At 48.5% G+C, this 15005-nt stretch carries 13 protein-coding genes and 2 riboswitches; of the genes, 4 read left to right on the forward strand and 9 right to left on the reverse strand.

Going from position 1 to position 15005, the window contains the following annotated elements; genetic code table 11:
- Positions 1 to 41: riboswitch (SAM riboswitch) on the reverse strand. This riboswitch is flagged as partial in the annotation.
- 73 nt (positions 42 to 114) lie between these two features.
- Positions 115 to 1212, forward strand: a complete 1098-nt coding sequence (locus SU32_RS01540; RefSeq protein WP_082376321.1) for a 2'-deoxycytidine 5'-triphosphate deaminase — start codon at positions 115 to 117, stop codon at positions 1210 to 1212.
- On the opposite strand, the gene SU32_RS01545 is transcribed toward SU32_RS01540, so the two are convergent.
- Both SU32_RS01545 and SU32_RS01550 read right to left on the reverse strand, forming a co-directional pair.
- A complete protein-coding gene (locus tag SU32_RS01545) occupies positions 1209 to 1994 on the reverse strand; it encodes an ion transporter (RefSeq protein ID WP_053997573.1) in 786 nt (261 codons plus the stop codon). The genes SU32_RS01540 and SU32_RS01545 overlap by 4 nt on opposite strands.
- Positions 1995 to 2066: 72 nt before the next feature.
- Entirely contained in the window at positions 2067 to 3986 is a 1920-nt protein-coding gene (locus tag SU32_RS01550) for a glycosyltransferase family 2 protein (RefSeq protein ID WP_082376323.1), read from the reverse strand.
- Positions 3987 to 4112: 126 nt separating this feature from the next.
- Between SU32_RS01550 and SU32_RS01555 the strand changes: the two genes are divergently transcribed.
- Complete coding sequence (locus tag SU32_RS01555) at positions 4113 to 4967, forward strand: transporter substrate-binding domain-containing protein (RefSeq protein ID WP_144420999.1); 855 nt, start codon at positions 4113 to 4115, stop codon at positions 4965 to 4967.
- On the opposite strand, the gene SU32_RS01560 is transcribed toward SU32_RS01555, so the two are convergent.
- Positions 4964 to 5710, reverse strand: a complete 747-nt coding sequence (locus tag SU32_RS01560) for a sterol desaturase family protein (protein WP_082376365.1) — start codon at positions 5708 to 5710, stop codon at positions 4964 to 4966. The two genes, SU32_RS01555 and SU32_RS01560, sit on opposite strands and share 4 nt — an antisense overlap.
- Before the next feature lie 204 nt (positions 5711 to 5914).
- Here SU32_RS01560 and SU32_RS01565 point away from each other — a divergent pair, with 204 nt between their 5' ends.
- Positions 5915 to 7585 (forward strand): lysine--tRNA ligase, encoded by a 1671-nt coding sequence (locus tag SU32_RS01565; protein ID WP_053997576.1) that lies wholly within the window; start codon positions 5915 to 5917, stop codon positions 7583 to 7585.
- Between the two features lie 31 nt (positions 7586 to 7616).
- Here SU32_RS01565 and SU32_RS01570 read toward each other — a convergent pair whose 3' ends face one another.
- From SU32_RS01570 to SU32_RS01585, 4 genes are all read right to left on the reverse strand, one after another.
- Positions 7617 to 7925, reverse strand: a complete 309-nt coding sequence (locus SU32_RS01570) for a polyhydroxyalkanoic acid system family protein (RefSeq protein ID WP_053997577.1) — start codon at positions 7923 to 7925, stop codon at positions 7617 to 7619.
- Between the two features lie 63 nt (positions 7926 to 7988).
- Entirely contained in the window at positions 7989 to 8690 is a 702-nt protein-coding gene (locus tag SU32_RS01575) for a S24 family peptidase (RefSeq protein ID WP_053997578.1), read from the reverse strand.
- A 76-nt stretch (positions 8691 to 8766) separates the two neighbouring features.
- Positions 8767 to 9381, reverse strand: a complete 615-nt coding sequence (locus tag SU32_RS01580) for a 2-hydroxychromene-2-carboxylate isomerase (protein ID WP_053997579.1) — start codon at positions 9379 to 9381, stop codon at positions 8767 to 8769.
- 118 nt (positions 9382 to 9499) lie between these two features.
- Positions 9500 to 9709 (reverse strand): cold-shock protein, encoded by a 210-nt coding sequence (locus SU32_RS01585; RefSeq protein ID WP_053997580.1) that lies wholly within the window; start codon positions 9707 to 9709, stop codon positions 9500 to 9502.
- Positions 9710 to 10242: 533 nt separating this feature from the next.
- Between SU32_RS01585 and SU32_RS01590 the strand changes: the two genes are divergently transcribed.
- Positions 10243 to 11661 (forward strand): DEAD/DEAH box helicase, encoded by a 1419-nt coding sequence (locus SU32_RS01590; protein ID WP_201454853.1) that lies wholly within the window; start codon positions 10243 to 10245, stop codon positions 11659 to 11661.
- Between the two features lie 77 nt (positions 11662 to 11738).
- On the opposite strand, the gene SU32_RS01595 is transcribed toward SU32_RS01590, so the two are convergent.
- Positions 11739 to 12413, reverse strand: a complete 675-nt coding sequence (locus SU32_RS01595) for an energy-coupling factor ABC transporter permease (RefSeq protein ID WP_053997582.1) — start codon at positions 12411 to 12413, stop codon at positions 11739 to 11741.
- A gap of 30 nt (positions 12414 to 12443) precedes the next feature.
- Positions 12444 to 12657, reverse strand: a riboswitch (cobalamin riboswitch).
- A gap of 118 nt (positions 12658 to 12775) precedes the next feature.
- Entirely contained in the window at positions 12776 to 14998 is a 2223-nt protein-coding gene (locus SU32_RS01600) for a 3-hydroxyacyl-CoA dehydrogenase NAD-binding domain-containing protein (protein ID WP_053997583.1), read from the reverse strand.
- Between the last annotated feature and the right edge of the window lie 7 nt (positions 14999 to 15005).

Here is a 15005-nt window from a genome sequence, read left to right on the forward strand (position 1 = left end):
GTGGCTGCAAGCCGACCGGCCAAATCACCACAATGAATAACTTGTCCATAAGGTGTTGGCGATCTTGCGTCAATACGTCTGGAAATTCTATCAAAACGAACACGGGGTGATCACATGAATATACGGCAAAGCGGCATTTTGCCCGATCAGGATATTAAAGCACTATTTGACAGTGGCGCACTAGCCAGTTCGCGGCCGTTGGATGCTGACCAGATACAACCGGCAAGCCTTGATCTGCGTTTGGGCGAGAAGGCGTTCAGGGTGCGTGCCAGCTTTATGCCAGGTGCCAGTCACAGCGTCCGTGATAAGCTTGAAACTTACAAATTACACGAGATTGACCTGCGTGAAGGTGCGGTTCTAGAAACCGGATGTGTCTATATCGTTCCTTTACTGGAAACGCTTTCGTTGTCGCGCGATGTTGCCGCATCTGCGAACCCTAAAAGCTCGACGGGCCGTCTTGATATATTTACCCGTGTGATGACGGATAATGGCGTTGAATTCGATAAGATCGTTCATGGTTATCATGGCGAGCTTTTCCTGGAAGTATCGCCGCGCACATTCCCGATCGTTGTTCGAACCGGTTCGCGGCTTTCCCAAATACGCTTCCGTACCGGCCATGCCTTGTTGGATGGCGCCTCATTGAGTGCCCTGCATCAGGATGAAGTTCTCGTAGCCGATGATACGCCCAACATTACCGATAATGGCATTGCATTATCAGTAGACCTCAAAGGCAATAAAGACGGGCTTGTCGGTTACCGCGGTAAGCGTCACACAGCGGTAATTGACGTTGATAAACGCAATGCGCACGAGATTTTGGATTTCTGGGAGCCTGTTTATGTCCGCGAGCGTAGCGAACTCATTCTCGATCCTGATGAGTTTTATATTCTCGTATCGCGTGAAGCCGTTCATGTTCCGCCCGACTATGCTGCGGAGATGACACCGTTCGATCCTTTGGTTGGCGAGTTTCGCGTTCATTATGCCGGATTTTTCGATCCGGGGTTTGGTCATTCCGCTGCTGGTGGCACGGGAAGCCGAGCGGTGCTGGAAGTGCGCAGTCACGAAGTCCCGTTCGTACTTGAGCACGGACAGATTATCGGTCGTCTGGTTTATGAGCACATGCTTAAAAAACCATCCGCGCTTTACGGCACTGATTTGAAATCAAATTATCAGGCTCAGGGCTTAAAGCTGTCCAAGCATTTTAAAAGCGCTTAATTTTGCTGCTTTTTTAGCTCGCTGATTTCTGAACGCAGTGCTCTGAGTTCATTTATGATGACGACATTTTCATCATGGAGTTCTTGACGCGAACCGGCAGCATCTTCGTCATGCTCCTTTTGCATTGCTGAAACGACAACACCGATAAACAGGTTAAGAACAGTGAAAGTCGTGCACGCAATGAATGGAATGAAAAATGCCCACGCCCATGGGAAAGCATCCATAACAGGGCGAACAATGCCCATCGACCAGCTTTCAAGGGTCATGATCTGGAATAGGGTATAGGCCGACGCGCCAAGCGAACCAAACCAATCCGGAAATGTGCCGCCGAAAAGTTTGGTTGCCATGACAGAAAACACGTAGAAGACCAGCGCTAAGAGCAGAATGATCGATCCCATGCCGGGAAGAGCGTTGAGGAGGCCGCCAATAACACGGCGCAGTGAAGGAACCACAGATACAAGGCGCAGAACACGTAAAATACGCAGTGCCCGCAATACGGAAAATGCGCCGGCGGACGGTACAAGGGCGATGCCGACAATCACAAAGTCAAAAATTCGCCAAGGGCTTTTAAAGAAATCCTGACGATAAACGATAAATTTCGCGATCAGTTCGGCAACAAATACACCAAGGATGACTTTATCGAGTAGTATCAAAAGGGGACCAACCGCGTTCATCGCGGTTTGGGATGTCTCCAAACCCAGCGTAATTGCATTGATGATGATGAGGGCCACGATGGCGCGCTCAAACGTTTTGGATTGGATAAATTCTTTAAGTGATGTCATTTTCGCCAGAAAGTGCTGAGAGAGCTTCGGCAGATATAGGCGTCTATACTGCAGATATAAAGCACTGTCTGATTATTTTTTGTAAGGCGTGTGGGCTGTTTTTTCCCATTTAAATGGTGCTGTTTGTAGCTGGAACAGAGCCCGCCATGCTGCAAATGAAATTCCGAGCCAGTATAGAGGCGTTAGCACAAAACGGTAACTGATCGCCCGCCGTAACGGTTTTTCAGTGGCAACCCAGCACATGGCTATAAAGCCGATATAACTCATGACCACTGTCGCCCAGTCAATAATCGTAATTGCCGTGATCCAGATAGTGCCGTAATCACCGCCGCCTATTGCGGAAAGATAGATCGCCTTGGCAAGTACAAACGGATGCAGCAGCGCAGATGCAATCGTTCCGGTAAGCAATATATTGAGAATGAAGACGGATGAGAACGAACCTTCTTTAGCCAGTTGCAGAGGGTTTTTCATATGAACAAGCCAGGTCTGCATCCAGCCTTTAAACCAGCGCGTTCTTTGAGGAATCCAAGTTGAAACTTTCAAAGGCGCGTCTTCAAGTGTCGGACGGGTTATGAAATCAATATCGTAGCCGTGGCGCCAAAGCCTTATTCCGATGTCGGCATCTTCGGTTACGTTGAAGGGGTCCCAGCCACCAACTGCAAGCAAGGCATCACGCCGAAAATGGTTGGATGTACCGCCGAGCATAATTGGCGCGCGGCGGCGTGCGAGCCACGGAACCAACCCATAAAAAAGGCCTGCATACTCAAAGTGGAACATGCTGCTAATTGAATTCTCCCGTGCATTGGCAATTTTCAGCGGCGCCTGCAGACAACCCAGATTTTCATCAGCGTCCTCAAAACGCTGATAGGCTTCTAGCAATTGTTCAGGATGAGGACGGTCTTCTGCATCATAGAGTGTGATGAACTTGCCGCTTGTAAAGCCGATTGCATAACACAGTGCTTTTGGCTTAGTGCGGGGCGTGCTCGTCGGCACAAGAATGACTTCAAAGCGGGGATCGAGATCTTCGGCTCTTATTTTTTCAATCGTCTTGTAGTCGTCGGCTTCACACACGAGTTTGATTTCGAGTTTTGACCGGGGCCACTTCAGTCTTTTAAGCGATTGTATCAGGTCGGGAATGACATCAGCTTCATCATGAAGAGCAACCATAACACTATATACCGGTTTATCCCTGTTAGGTGTTAAAGTGAGCTTGGCAGGTCGGATCGGGCTAAAATTTGCAAATGCAACTAGGCGAAGTGCGGTACAGGCAGCAAAGAACGACGACAAAAGAATGTGAAAGACAACACCGGCTGCTCCATTTGATAAGCTGAGTGCCAATGCGATGGCAATAACAATTATGCTAATTATTGCGCCTTGCCACGCACTCGCGCCAATGCGCGCAGAAGCTCTGGGTTGCTCGATATGAAGTTGGTTTATCGCCTCATAAGTCAGATGATTTTTTTGCTGCTTGACCGCAACAGAACGCAATATCGACGGAGCAGTGATTGCGATTGGGATTTGTTTTTTGCGGTCCGCGAACATTTTTTCCAGACGTGCGATCTGTTGTGGATCCGGCGCAAGTATAGGGCTGAGAATTCCTTCTCCCAGATCGCCCCATACAACCTGCTTTTGCGCGAAAGCTGCCATTGACATTTCCCCCAAGTCGACAAGCTTGGTTATTTCATCTTCTTCGATAAATGGAACATCGAGATGTTTAGCGAGTAACTGATAATAATGAATTTCTTGAACACCATTAAACGCAATCAGCTCTTTGGCGCCGCACGTGCCGTTTTCTTTTGCCAGTTCGCTTGCTCGATGCAGCATCTTATGCGGTAGTCCAAACTGCGATAGAAATGCTATGGAGGCGTCTAAAGTTGTGGTGTCCGATTTTTTATCTGTGCGGGGAAGGCTAAGCGATGGTGGATTTGAAGGTAGGCTGCGAGGCGCTTGAAGTATTAAGCGGCGAAGGTCTTCATCAAACTCATAACGCATACTGTTCCCCCAAACAGTTGATATCTCGCAATGTGAGAATAGTTTGCATTTTATTGAACAATTAATTTTAGTTAACGTAAAGTAAATTTTACAAAAACGTGGTATGTCGCAGGAAAGGTGGAATAATTGGGCGGGTTTATAAGGTTTTATACGGCGATTACTTTGATCGGCGGCGTGATGATCAATGCTGCAAATGCCCAGACACCCAATTATTTCGATCCGGAATGGCGCATTACTGCGCCCTCACTGGCTGGCTTGCCACGTTTGAGGTTTCTCACCAGTCTTGATTTTCCGCCATTTAACTTTGCCGATGCTAACAAAAAGCCAACCGGTTTTAATGTGGATTTGGCAAGAGCGATTTGTAACGAGCTCAAAATCTCAGCGAAATGTGAAATTCAGGCGCTGCCTTGGGAAGATCTTGAAGATGCGCTGGAAGCACGGCGTGGCGAGGCAATTATTGCCGGTACGGCAATTTCTCCTGAAAAGCGTGCTCTATATAATTTGAGCCATAGCTATTTTCGGTTTCCGGGAAGATTTATTGTAAACCGTAATACGGAAAATATCGACACACAGAACTTTCTAAATTCAATTGCAGGCAAAAAAATCGCCGTTGTCGAAAATTCGGCCCATGCCGCTATGCTCAAAGCCCATTTTGAAAATGTTGAAGTTTCGTTGCTCGGCAGCATTCAGGATGTTTATGAGGCGGTAAAAGAGAAACAAGCTGATTTGGCTTTTGTTGACGGCGTTGCCGCATCGTTCTGGCTGACGTCCACAAAAGCAGATAATTGCTGCACCTATTTAAGCGGTCCTTATTATTCGGAATATTACTTTGGAATTGGAATGGCTGTCGTAACGCGCAAACAGGATGTTGATTTGAGCATTGCCATTGATGCAGCGCTGAAAAATTTGGAACAGTCAGGTAAATATACAGAAATCTACCAGCGCTATTTTCCAATTAGCCCGCATAGCCAAAATTTCTAACGCTTGCGAAATGGCAGAAGTAATGCCCATTTCAAGCTTGATGTTTGATCCCCTTGAAAGTCGTTAAGGCCAATTTTCATACCCCTATGCCCTAGGCTGGGCTGGTCGATATAGGTCGAGAAAATACGATCCCAAAACGAAAAGTTAAAGCCGTAGTTTGAATCGGTTTCTTTGTTGATAGTGGAGTGGTGAACGCGGTGCATATCTGGTGTTACGATCAGAGTGCGCAATACGCGGTCGAGCCGTTTTGGCAGTTTTGCATTGGCATGATTAAACATTGCCATACCATTTAATACAATTTCGAAAACAAGCACAGCTAGAACCGGCGCTCCGATTAGAACTATAATGCCTGCTTTCCAAACCATCGACAGAACAATTTCCAAAGGATGAAAGCGTAAAGCTGTCGTAAGATCAAATCCCTGATCGCTGTGATGCATCCGGTGGATGCGCCACAGCAGTGGTATTTTGTGGCTGGCAAAATGTTCGAGCCAAACAGCGAAATCCAGCAGAACAAAGCAAAAGATGCCAATAAGAGCTTTGGGAGCTTCAAAATTGTTAAAGAGGCCATATCCAGCGGATTGCGCCCATATGGCGGTGCCAACGGCTGCTGCTGGAAAAATGATACGCAGGCATATTGATGAGATTATCACCATAGAGAGATTGGTAAGCCAACGCCGCGATTTAAGCGCGCCAGCCATTTCCGCGCGTTCGAGGCGCGGGGACCACAATTCATAAATCGCCATTGTGGTGAAAATACCCAAAAAGGCTGCAAGGCGCACAGTTGCTTCAGACACGGCATCAATCCCTATTTTGTACTCTTTTCCGTTATTTGGTTAGCTCATTGCAACTCACAAAGTGTTGAACAGATGCAGCAATGATATTCACTCTTCTCATTGCTCCGGCTATGAGGTAGGAGATCGCGCAGTTTTAAATGTAGGAAAAATAAAATGAGTGCCAATCCGGCTTTACCTGAACTTGATATAACACCAGCAGCTGTAGAGGCCGCTAAGGTGAGCAAGGCCTGGCCGTTTGAAGAAGCACGAAAGATAACAAAGCGTTTTGAAAAAACAGGTTTTCCGGAAACTGTTCTTTTCGAAACAGGTTACGGCCCGTCCGGCTTGCCTCACATCGGTACATTCGGCGAGGTTGCGCGCACGACTATGGTGCGTACAGCGTTCCGCCTGTTGACCGAAGATAAAGTAGCAACAAAGTTGATATGCTTTTCCGATGACATGGATGGAATGCGCAAGGTTCCTGATAATGTGCCCGATACAAAAGCATTGGAGCCATACCTTCATATGCCGTTGACGGCAGTACCGAACCCGTTTGGTGGCGATTATGAAAGTTTTGGCCATCATAACAACGCGATGTTGCGCCGGTTTCTCGACAAATTTGGCTTTGACTATGAGTTCGCAAGCTCAACTGAGTATTACAAGTCAGGCAAATTCGATGATGCGCTGATGAATGCGCTGAAGAATTACGATAAGATCATGTCGATCATGCTGCCGACCTTGGGCGAGGAACGTCAGGCGACTTATTCGCCGTTTCTCCCGATTTCGCCAAAGTCTGGCCGCGTTCTTTACGTGCCTATGAAGTCAATTGATGCTGAGGCCGGCACAATTACATTCGATGATGAAGAAGGTGAAGAGATAACATTGTCCGTTAAGGGCGGCAATGTGAAGCTTCAATGGAAGCCGGATTTTGGTATGCGCTGGGCAGCGCTCGATGTACATTTTGAGATGTATGGCAAAGACCACGCGGCTAATTCAATCATCTATGACCGTATCTGTAATGCGCTGGGCGGCAAAGCACCTGAGCATTTCATTTATGAGTTGTTCCTCGATGATCAGGGCCAGAAAATATCCAAATCCAAAGGTAATGGACTGACAATTGACGAGTGGTTGACTTATGCGCCAACCGAAAGTCTTGCGCTTTACATGTACCAGAAGCCGCGCACAGCGAAGCGCTTGTTCTTTGATGTTATTCCAAAAGCCGTTGACGAATATTTTTCATTCGCGTCTGCATTCGAGCGTCAGGATGAAGCAGGAAAGTTAAACAATCCGGTTTGGCACATACATTCTGGCAATCTGCCAAAGATTGATATGCCGGTTCCGTTTTCAATGCTGTTGAATTTGGTTAGCGCATCCAATGCGAGCAATCGTGATGTGTTGTGGGGCTTTATCTCGCCTTATGCGCCTGGTGTGACAGCTGAGACGCATCCAAAACTGGATGAACTTGCCGACTTTGCAATTCGCTATTTCAACGATTTTGTTAAACCGACAAAGCAGTTCTCAAAACCTGATGTAGAGGAACGTGCAGCTTTAGTCGAGTTGCAGCAGGTTTTTGAAACGCTTGCCGAAGATGCGGATGGCGCCACAATTCAGGATGCGGTTCTGAGGGTCGGTCGCAAATATGAGCGTTATCACGACCCGAAGAAAACGGCGCCGGACGGCTCGCCGGCTGTAACCGGTGAGTGGTTCAACGCGCTCTACCGTATATTACTTGGCCAAGAACGTGGCCCGCGCTTTGGGTCATTCGCCGCATTATACGGCGTCAAAGAAACAGCGGCATTGATTGCCAGCGCATTGGATGGTTCGCTTTACGCCGAACACAACTGAGCTTTTACAGCTCTATAAATATTCTGGCACCTTATTTCTTTTCCAGAAGTAGGGTGCTTTCTTTTTGAAGCTTCGCTTTTATGGTTTCTGCCATACCGGCCAACAACATCGGCAACATAATTGTGATGACAACATTGGCTTCATGCACTTCTAAAGTGCCTTCAATGGTTTGTCCCATAGCGCGGGCATCAAAATGCATCGTGTCACTTTGCCAGCGCTGATTGATTGTCAGACCAAACCCAAGCCGGTCGCCGACTTTCTGGAAACCATTATCGATGCGCGACTTCGCAGCATCTTTTCCAAGCTCATGGGAGATTGTGATTGTAACGGGTTTTGCCATAGCTGCTCCATTTTCTACTGGTAAAGATGGGAAGGCAGGGCGATTGTTTCAATATATCAGCAGCTATTGGCTTGCCCATAATATCCGCGCCATCCATTCAATATCTGTAATGGCAAATGACAAATCATCATATTCGTTGTTTGTTGAAGACAGGTCGATAGAAGTCGCAGTTTTGCGTTTCAGTATTTTTGCCATAACTTCGCCTTCAGTCGTTCGGGCGACAATTCTGTCACCTTTGCGCACGGAAGCGGTTGGTGACACAATGATAATATCACCCTCGCGATAGAGCGGCAGCATACTGTCGCCGGTAATTTTGAGGGCATAGGTGTTGTTGTCTGCATCAACGCCCGGAAGCTGAACCTGGTCCCAGCCCTGGCCGACCGGAAAACCCGCATCATCAAAAAATCCACCGCCACCGGCTTGCGCCATGCCAACCACCGGCACACCGCGTAGCGACATATCATATAGATGGCTAGGCTCCGCCAGACCTGCAGCAGCGTTGAGTGCGGGCTGGGTGTAATCTGTCCCGCTTGCTGCCCCATCAATCATGCTTGTAAATTCACGCAAGCTCGAGCCGGTCGCTTCCATGATTTTGGATAGGGATTCTGTAGAAGGCCACCGCGCACGCCCGTCGGAAGCAAATCGCTTGGACTTGTTGAAAGTCGTGGAATCCAGCCCTGCACGCTTGGCAAGGCCGGATGGTGTTAAATCATGTGCCTCTGCTAGACGATCAATCGCCCGCCAGATGCGTTCGTGTGACAGCATGGGTTAATCCTGAAACTTCGGGATAGAGGAATAAATACCTCTAAATGGAAGATCATACAAGTGCTATTCTTTTCGCTTAAGGTGCAAATGGTGCACGGCCACTTGTCAGCATGTGGTCAAGCATTTCAATTCTGTCCTGTCCCCAGAAGACTTCACCCTCAACAACATAAGCTGGTACGCCCACGGCGTCTGCGGCGATGGCGTCTTTTGAGTTTTGTTCGCGAATGGCAGCAATGGTTTCGCTTTTTGCTGAAGCGAGAATGACTTCGGAATCAAAGCCGTTTTGTTCCAGCAAGGAAGCAATCGTTGCTTCATCTGAAGCGTCTTTTTCATGCACCCACGTAGCGGCAAACAAATCATTCATATAGGCCAGCGGATTGGCATCAGCTGCGACAATTGCCGCTATCGTACAATCCGCCAGTGTCGCATCAACGGGAAAATGCGCGGGTTTCTTGTTGATTGGCAGGCCTCTAAAATCAGCGACACGTTGCAGCTCTACGAGACGGTAGCGTTGACGTACAGGGGGGCTTTGGCCGGGTGGCACAGCACCTGATTCCGCCCAAAGCGCCATCAGATTAACAGGCTTCACATTTAGCTTCGCACCATGTTTCTCTGCAACATCGACGATCGCTTGATGGCCAAGATAGGTGAAAGGGGAAACAGAATAAAAATAGTAGTCAATTGAAGTCATTATGTGCCTCGGTTCAGTGTTTTGGAAACCGTAAACCACATGCGCCATTGCCGCCAGTGACAAAGGCGTGAACGAACAGCCAAAACGGGTTTAGCTGTTATTGCTGCGTGCTGAGCAATTAAGCTGCGCTTAAATTACCTGCTGCTTGTTTACCGGACCGCTCGTCCTGAACCAGCTCAAAATTGACCTTTTGTCCTTCGGTCAAAGACTGCATGCCCGCCTGCTGGACTGCACTGATATGTACGAATACATCATTGCTTCCATCATCAGGTTCGATAAAGCCATAACCTTTTGTCGTGTTGAACCATTTAACTGTGCCGCTTGCCATCAGAAATCCTCTCCAAATTTCGCAAACCGGTTTGCGGTAAAAATGCCGCGCTCATCGATGCATTGGAAGGGAGCTATGCGTGTTCCACTTGTGTGAAATTCTTAGGCTATATCTATTCCGTCACACGATATAGACCCAAGATTAGCCATATAATTTGAGCCGTTACAAGGGGGTTGCATTTTAGGTAATGAAATCGTGATCTACCTGCCATGCAATCATCAAGCTTGACTTTGGCTAATTGGCACCCGATATAGCGCCTATTGGTAGTTGCCGCGTGAGCAACGCTTTTTAGATAAGCTAACGAAAAATTCGAATTAATCGTGCCAATTTTACACCGGATCTGATCAGACCGGAATTTAAAAAATCAAGTTCCCATTTCACGCGGGGTTCTGACGGGCGAGCGGCGATTGGACATTCGGTCCACTGGTGAGCTATTTCCCGCAACCGCAAGAGACTGTATGGGCGCTTTTTATGTTCATACTTTCTGACTGTATTCGGCCATATTTGTGCGCCGATATGAAAGGTATGTCATTTTGACAGACGAACACACAACGACGTTTGAAGAGCTTGGTCTCTCACCGTCTATTACAAAAACACTCGGCCAGCTTGGTTATGATACACCCACACCAATTCAGGAACAGTGTATTCCGCTCATTCTCAAAGGCCATGATATTATGGGGTTGGCGCAAACAGGCACAGGTAAAACTGCCGCCTTTGGCTTGCCTCTTATTGAAAACCTGATTTCTGTCGGTAAAAAACCGGAACCCAAAACATGCCGTGCGCTTATTCTGGCACCGACACGTGAACTGGCAAATCAAATTAACGCAAATTTGCGTGCCTATGTGCGTCACTCACATTTGCGCGTGCAGGTTGTTGTTGGCGGTGCGTCGATCAATGTTCAGGCGCGTAACCTTGCGCCGGGGTGTGATATTCTGGTTGCAACGCCGGGCCGGTTGCTAGACCTGATCGAGCGCAAAGCTGTCAGCCTCAACCATGTTAAATATCTCGTTCTTGATGAAGCCGACCAGATGCTTGATCTGGGCTTTATTGTGCCGCTGAAGAAAATAGCAAAAATGCTTGCGGTGCCGCGCACAACACTTCTGTTTTCTGCAACGATGCCAAAACAGATCAATGATCTGGCAGGTGCCTATTTGAATGATCCGGTGCGCGTGCAGGTTTCCCCTCCAGGAAAAGCTGCCGATAAGATAACCCAATCTGTGCACCATATTTCAAACCGCTCTAAAGCCGATTTGCTCAAAGAGTTGCTGACAGCAAAAGGCGAGGGGCTATCACTCGTTTTTGCGCGTACAAAGCACGGTGCCGAAAAGCTAAAGCGTCATTTGGTCGAGCGTGGTTTTGAAGCAGAAAGTATTCACGGCAACAAAAGCCAAAACCAGCGCGAACGGGCGATTAAAGCCTTCAAGGCTGGGAAAGCGCAAATTCTGGTCGCGACCGATGTTGCCGCACGGGGCATCGACATTTCTGGCGTAACACATGTTTTCAACTATGATTTGCCGGAAGTTGCGGAAGCTTATGTGCACCGGATAGGGCGTACTGCACGCGCAGGCGCTGAAGGCCAAGCCGTCGCATTTTGTTCGCCGGATGAAATTCACCTTTTGCAGGCCATTGAAAAATTGATGGCCATTAAAATCACTGTTGCCAGTGGAGAAGCGCCGCCGGCAGGTTATAAACCTGAAAAGAAAACACGTGGCGGAGCACCTAAAGGACAGGGGCGCAAACGCTCAGGTGGCGGACAAGGACACCGCGGGCGCCGCAGTGTTGCAGAACTTGGTTCACCTAAAAAAGATGGCAAACAGGGCGCAGGTGACGGCCAGCCAAAAGCCAAGAACAAAAAGCGGGCAAGGCAGGGCAAACGGTTTAAAGTTGCCGATCCAAATGGTGGCCCATCACGTTGGGCACGCGGCGAGAAGCGCAAAAGCAAAGTCGCCTGACTTTAACTCTTAACAGTAAAGAAAAAACCCGGAAGCCGATTTGGCTCCGGGGTTTTCATTTTAGTATAAGTAACGGTTTAAGCTGCTTGGCCTAAGCGCTTTGTCAGGAAAGGCGTTGCATCCTTTCCTTTGAAGGATTTTGCGGCAGCCAAAACGGCCAGATCAACAAATGGTTCGATGACAACGACGAGCATGTAGGCAGCGCCAAATGAGGCAACAGACGAGATAACGCCAAAGCCTTGGCCGTAAATAGCCCAGAACGCAACCCAGGCGACGATACCGGCCTGATAAGCCGTTGATAGCATGAATGCCTGTTTATAGGTGATGTCCACATATGCGGTTTTAGGCGCAATGATTTTCTTGGCAAGCGCACTGATCGCAAAGAGCGGTACAAGCAATGTTGTTACGTTGACAGTATACATCGGCAGATCACTTGGCGCGAAAAACATGCCTTGAATGAGCAGTCCCAAGGCAAGACCAATCGCTGCTGGACCAGTGCCGAGCATAAGCAATATTGTCGATCCGAGAATGAAGTGTACTTCTGAAACGCCAACAGCAAAATGTGGCAGTACTTCAAAGAAAATAAAGACGGCAAGCGTAGCAATTACAGAGCGCACGACGAGGCCGGCAACACCGCCATCATTTTTGATCGCGTCCCATGCGAATTTAAGTCCAACACCGGCAGCCGCAGCGGCTGTCGCGTAGGAAAGAGACATTTTTACTGCGTCAACGACGCCTGGTTCAATATGCATTTTCGTATCCTTCTGCACCCATCGTGCAAGTTAGTTTCACTATATCAGGCAGGTCTCCTGACTCACGCTTCTCTGCTTGTTGCCGCCTTCCCAAGCTTTTGCTTAGTGGCATTGTGGCAGCAAGCTCCACGTTCACAGTTGCGAGGGCAGTTACGGATCAGGCCCGCATTGGGTCGTCCCTACCGTATTCCCTTTTAATCCCCTTGGGCTTTGCCGTTCGGGAACCTGATTGGATAACATTATTCATAGAAACGGCTTTTAACAATTGTCGTTCTGAGACATTCCTTTGCTAAATACGCCATTCATAAAAAAGCCCCGCGAGCAATTTTTGCTGGCGGGGCTTTCATTGGATGTTCTGTTAATCAGGCAGCTTGATCTGACTTGTCTGCATAAGGGTCAAACCGCGAGTAAAAAGTCTCGCCGTTTTTCGCCATGTCGTTAAGCAGTTTCGGCACTTTAAATTGGGCGCCATACTTCTTTTGCAGTTTCTTGGATGCGGCAACAAAGTTGTCGACACCCATGCCGTCAATATAAGACAGGGTTCCGCCTGTATATGGTGCAAACCCAAATGCTAGGATTGATCCTACATCAGCCTCGCGCGGGTCTGTCACAATGCCTTCGCCCATCACGCGCGCCGCTTCCAATGCGATAACGACAAGAAAGCGCTGTTTCAGCTCTTCAAAGTCAATGTCATCGGCATTTTGCTGCGGGTAAAGTGTTTTGAGTTCGGGCCACAGATGCTTTTTGGCAGGTTTTTCAGGGTAGTCGTAAAATCCTTTACCGTTTTTACGGCCATGGCGTCCATGTGTATCGACCATCGTATTTACAAGTTCGATGTGACGCGGATCAACCGCGTTCTCGCCAAGGTCTTTAACGGTCTGGTTGAGAATTTTTTGGCTCAGATCAATCGCCGTTTCGTCATTCAGCGCGAGCGGACCGATCGGCATACCAGCCATTTTGGCGGCATTTTCGATCATTGCCGGTGGTACGCCTTCGGCCAGCATATTGTAGGCTTCAGACATATACTTCAACACGCAACGGTTGACGTAGAAGCCGCGCGTATCGTTGACAACGATGGGCGTTTTCTTGATCGCACGAACAAAATCTACCGCAACGGCCAGCGCTTTGTCGCCGGTTTTCTTACCCATAATGATTTCGACAAGCATCATTTTGTCGACAGGTGAGAAGAAATGAATTCCGATAAAGTTTTTAGCGCGTTTTGAGTTTTTCGCTAGATCGGTGATCGGTATAGTGGATGTGTTGGAGGCAAAGATTGCGGTAGACTTGATTACTTCTTCGGCAGATTCCGTTGCAGCTTTCTTAACTGAAGAATCTTCAAATACGGCTTCAACAACGAGGTCACAGCCATCAAAGTCAGCATAATCTGCTGTTGGCGTGATAAGCGATAGAAGCTGGTCTTTCTGCTCCTGTGTCGCGCGGCCCTTCTGCATGGCCTTTGTCATTAAGTCTTCAGAATGGGCCTTGCCTTTTTCCGCGGCTTCCGTGTTGCGATCCAGAAGCACAACCGGAATACCGGCTTTGGCTGTAACATAAGCGATGCCTGCGCCCATAAAGCCGGCACCAAGAATACCGATCTTTTTGAACTTGGTCTCAGGCACATCGTTAGGGCGGCGTGCGCCCTTGTTCAGCTCTTGCATGGAAACAAACAGCGAGCGGATCATCATGCCTGCTTCTGTTGTTTGCAGAATTTGCGTGAAGTAACGCTGCTCGATTTTTAGAGCCAGATCAAACGGTACGAGAAGCCCTTCATAAACACATTTCAGGATCGCTTGAGCGCCCGGATAGTTCATGTTGGTTTCGCGGCGTAAAATAGCAGAAGCCGCAGGCCAAAGCTGTGCACCGGCAGGTGTATAAACTTTGCCGCCCGGAAGCTTGAAGCCTTTTTCATCCCATGGTTGAACCGGCTTAAGGCCATCAATGATCATTTGTTTTGCGGCGGAAATAAGCTCTTCTGCCGGAACAACCTGATGCAGAAGCCCCATTGCCTTGGCACGTGATGGTTTCAAGTTTTGACCTGTGGTCATCATCTGAAGCGCATCTTGTGCGTTCACCAAACGCGGAACGCGCTGCGTACCGCCAGCGCCGGGGAAGATGCCGATTTTCACTTCCGGCAATGCCAGTTTAACTTTGGGCGAGTCGGCTGCAACACGGCCATGACATGCGAGTGAAAGCTCAAGCGCTCCACCCATGCAAACGCCATTGATGGCTGAAACCCATGGCTTGCCGCAAGTTTCAAGCTTGCGGAAAATCTGGCTCATAGCACCGGCGCGATCAAACAGCTTTTGCGTGCCTGCTTCTTTGTCGCCGCTCGCTTTGGCTTCCTGTATCGTGTCAAACATTTGTTTGAGCAGGGTAATATCCGCACCGCCGGAAAAAGAACCATCCTTGCCGGATGTGAAAACCGCGCCTCGGATACCATCATCGCCAGTGACCTGATCAACGATTTTGTCCAGTTCGATCATCACCTCTTCGGTGAAGACGTTCAAAGACTTGTCAGGCATATTCCATGTTACGAGTGCAATGCTGTCTGCATCCGTTTCGACTGTGAAATTCTTGTAAGTCATAATATCT

This window comes from Ahrensia marina, from assembly GCF_001293565.1.
Classification (GTDB): domain Bacteria; phylum Pseudomonadota; class Alphaproteobacteria; order Rhizobiales; family Rhizobiaceae; genus Ahrensia; species Ahrensia marina.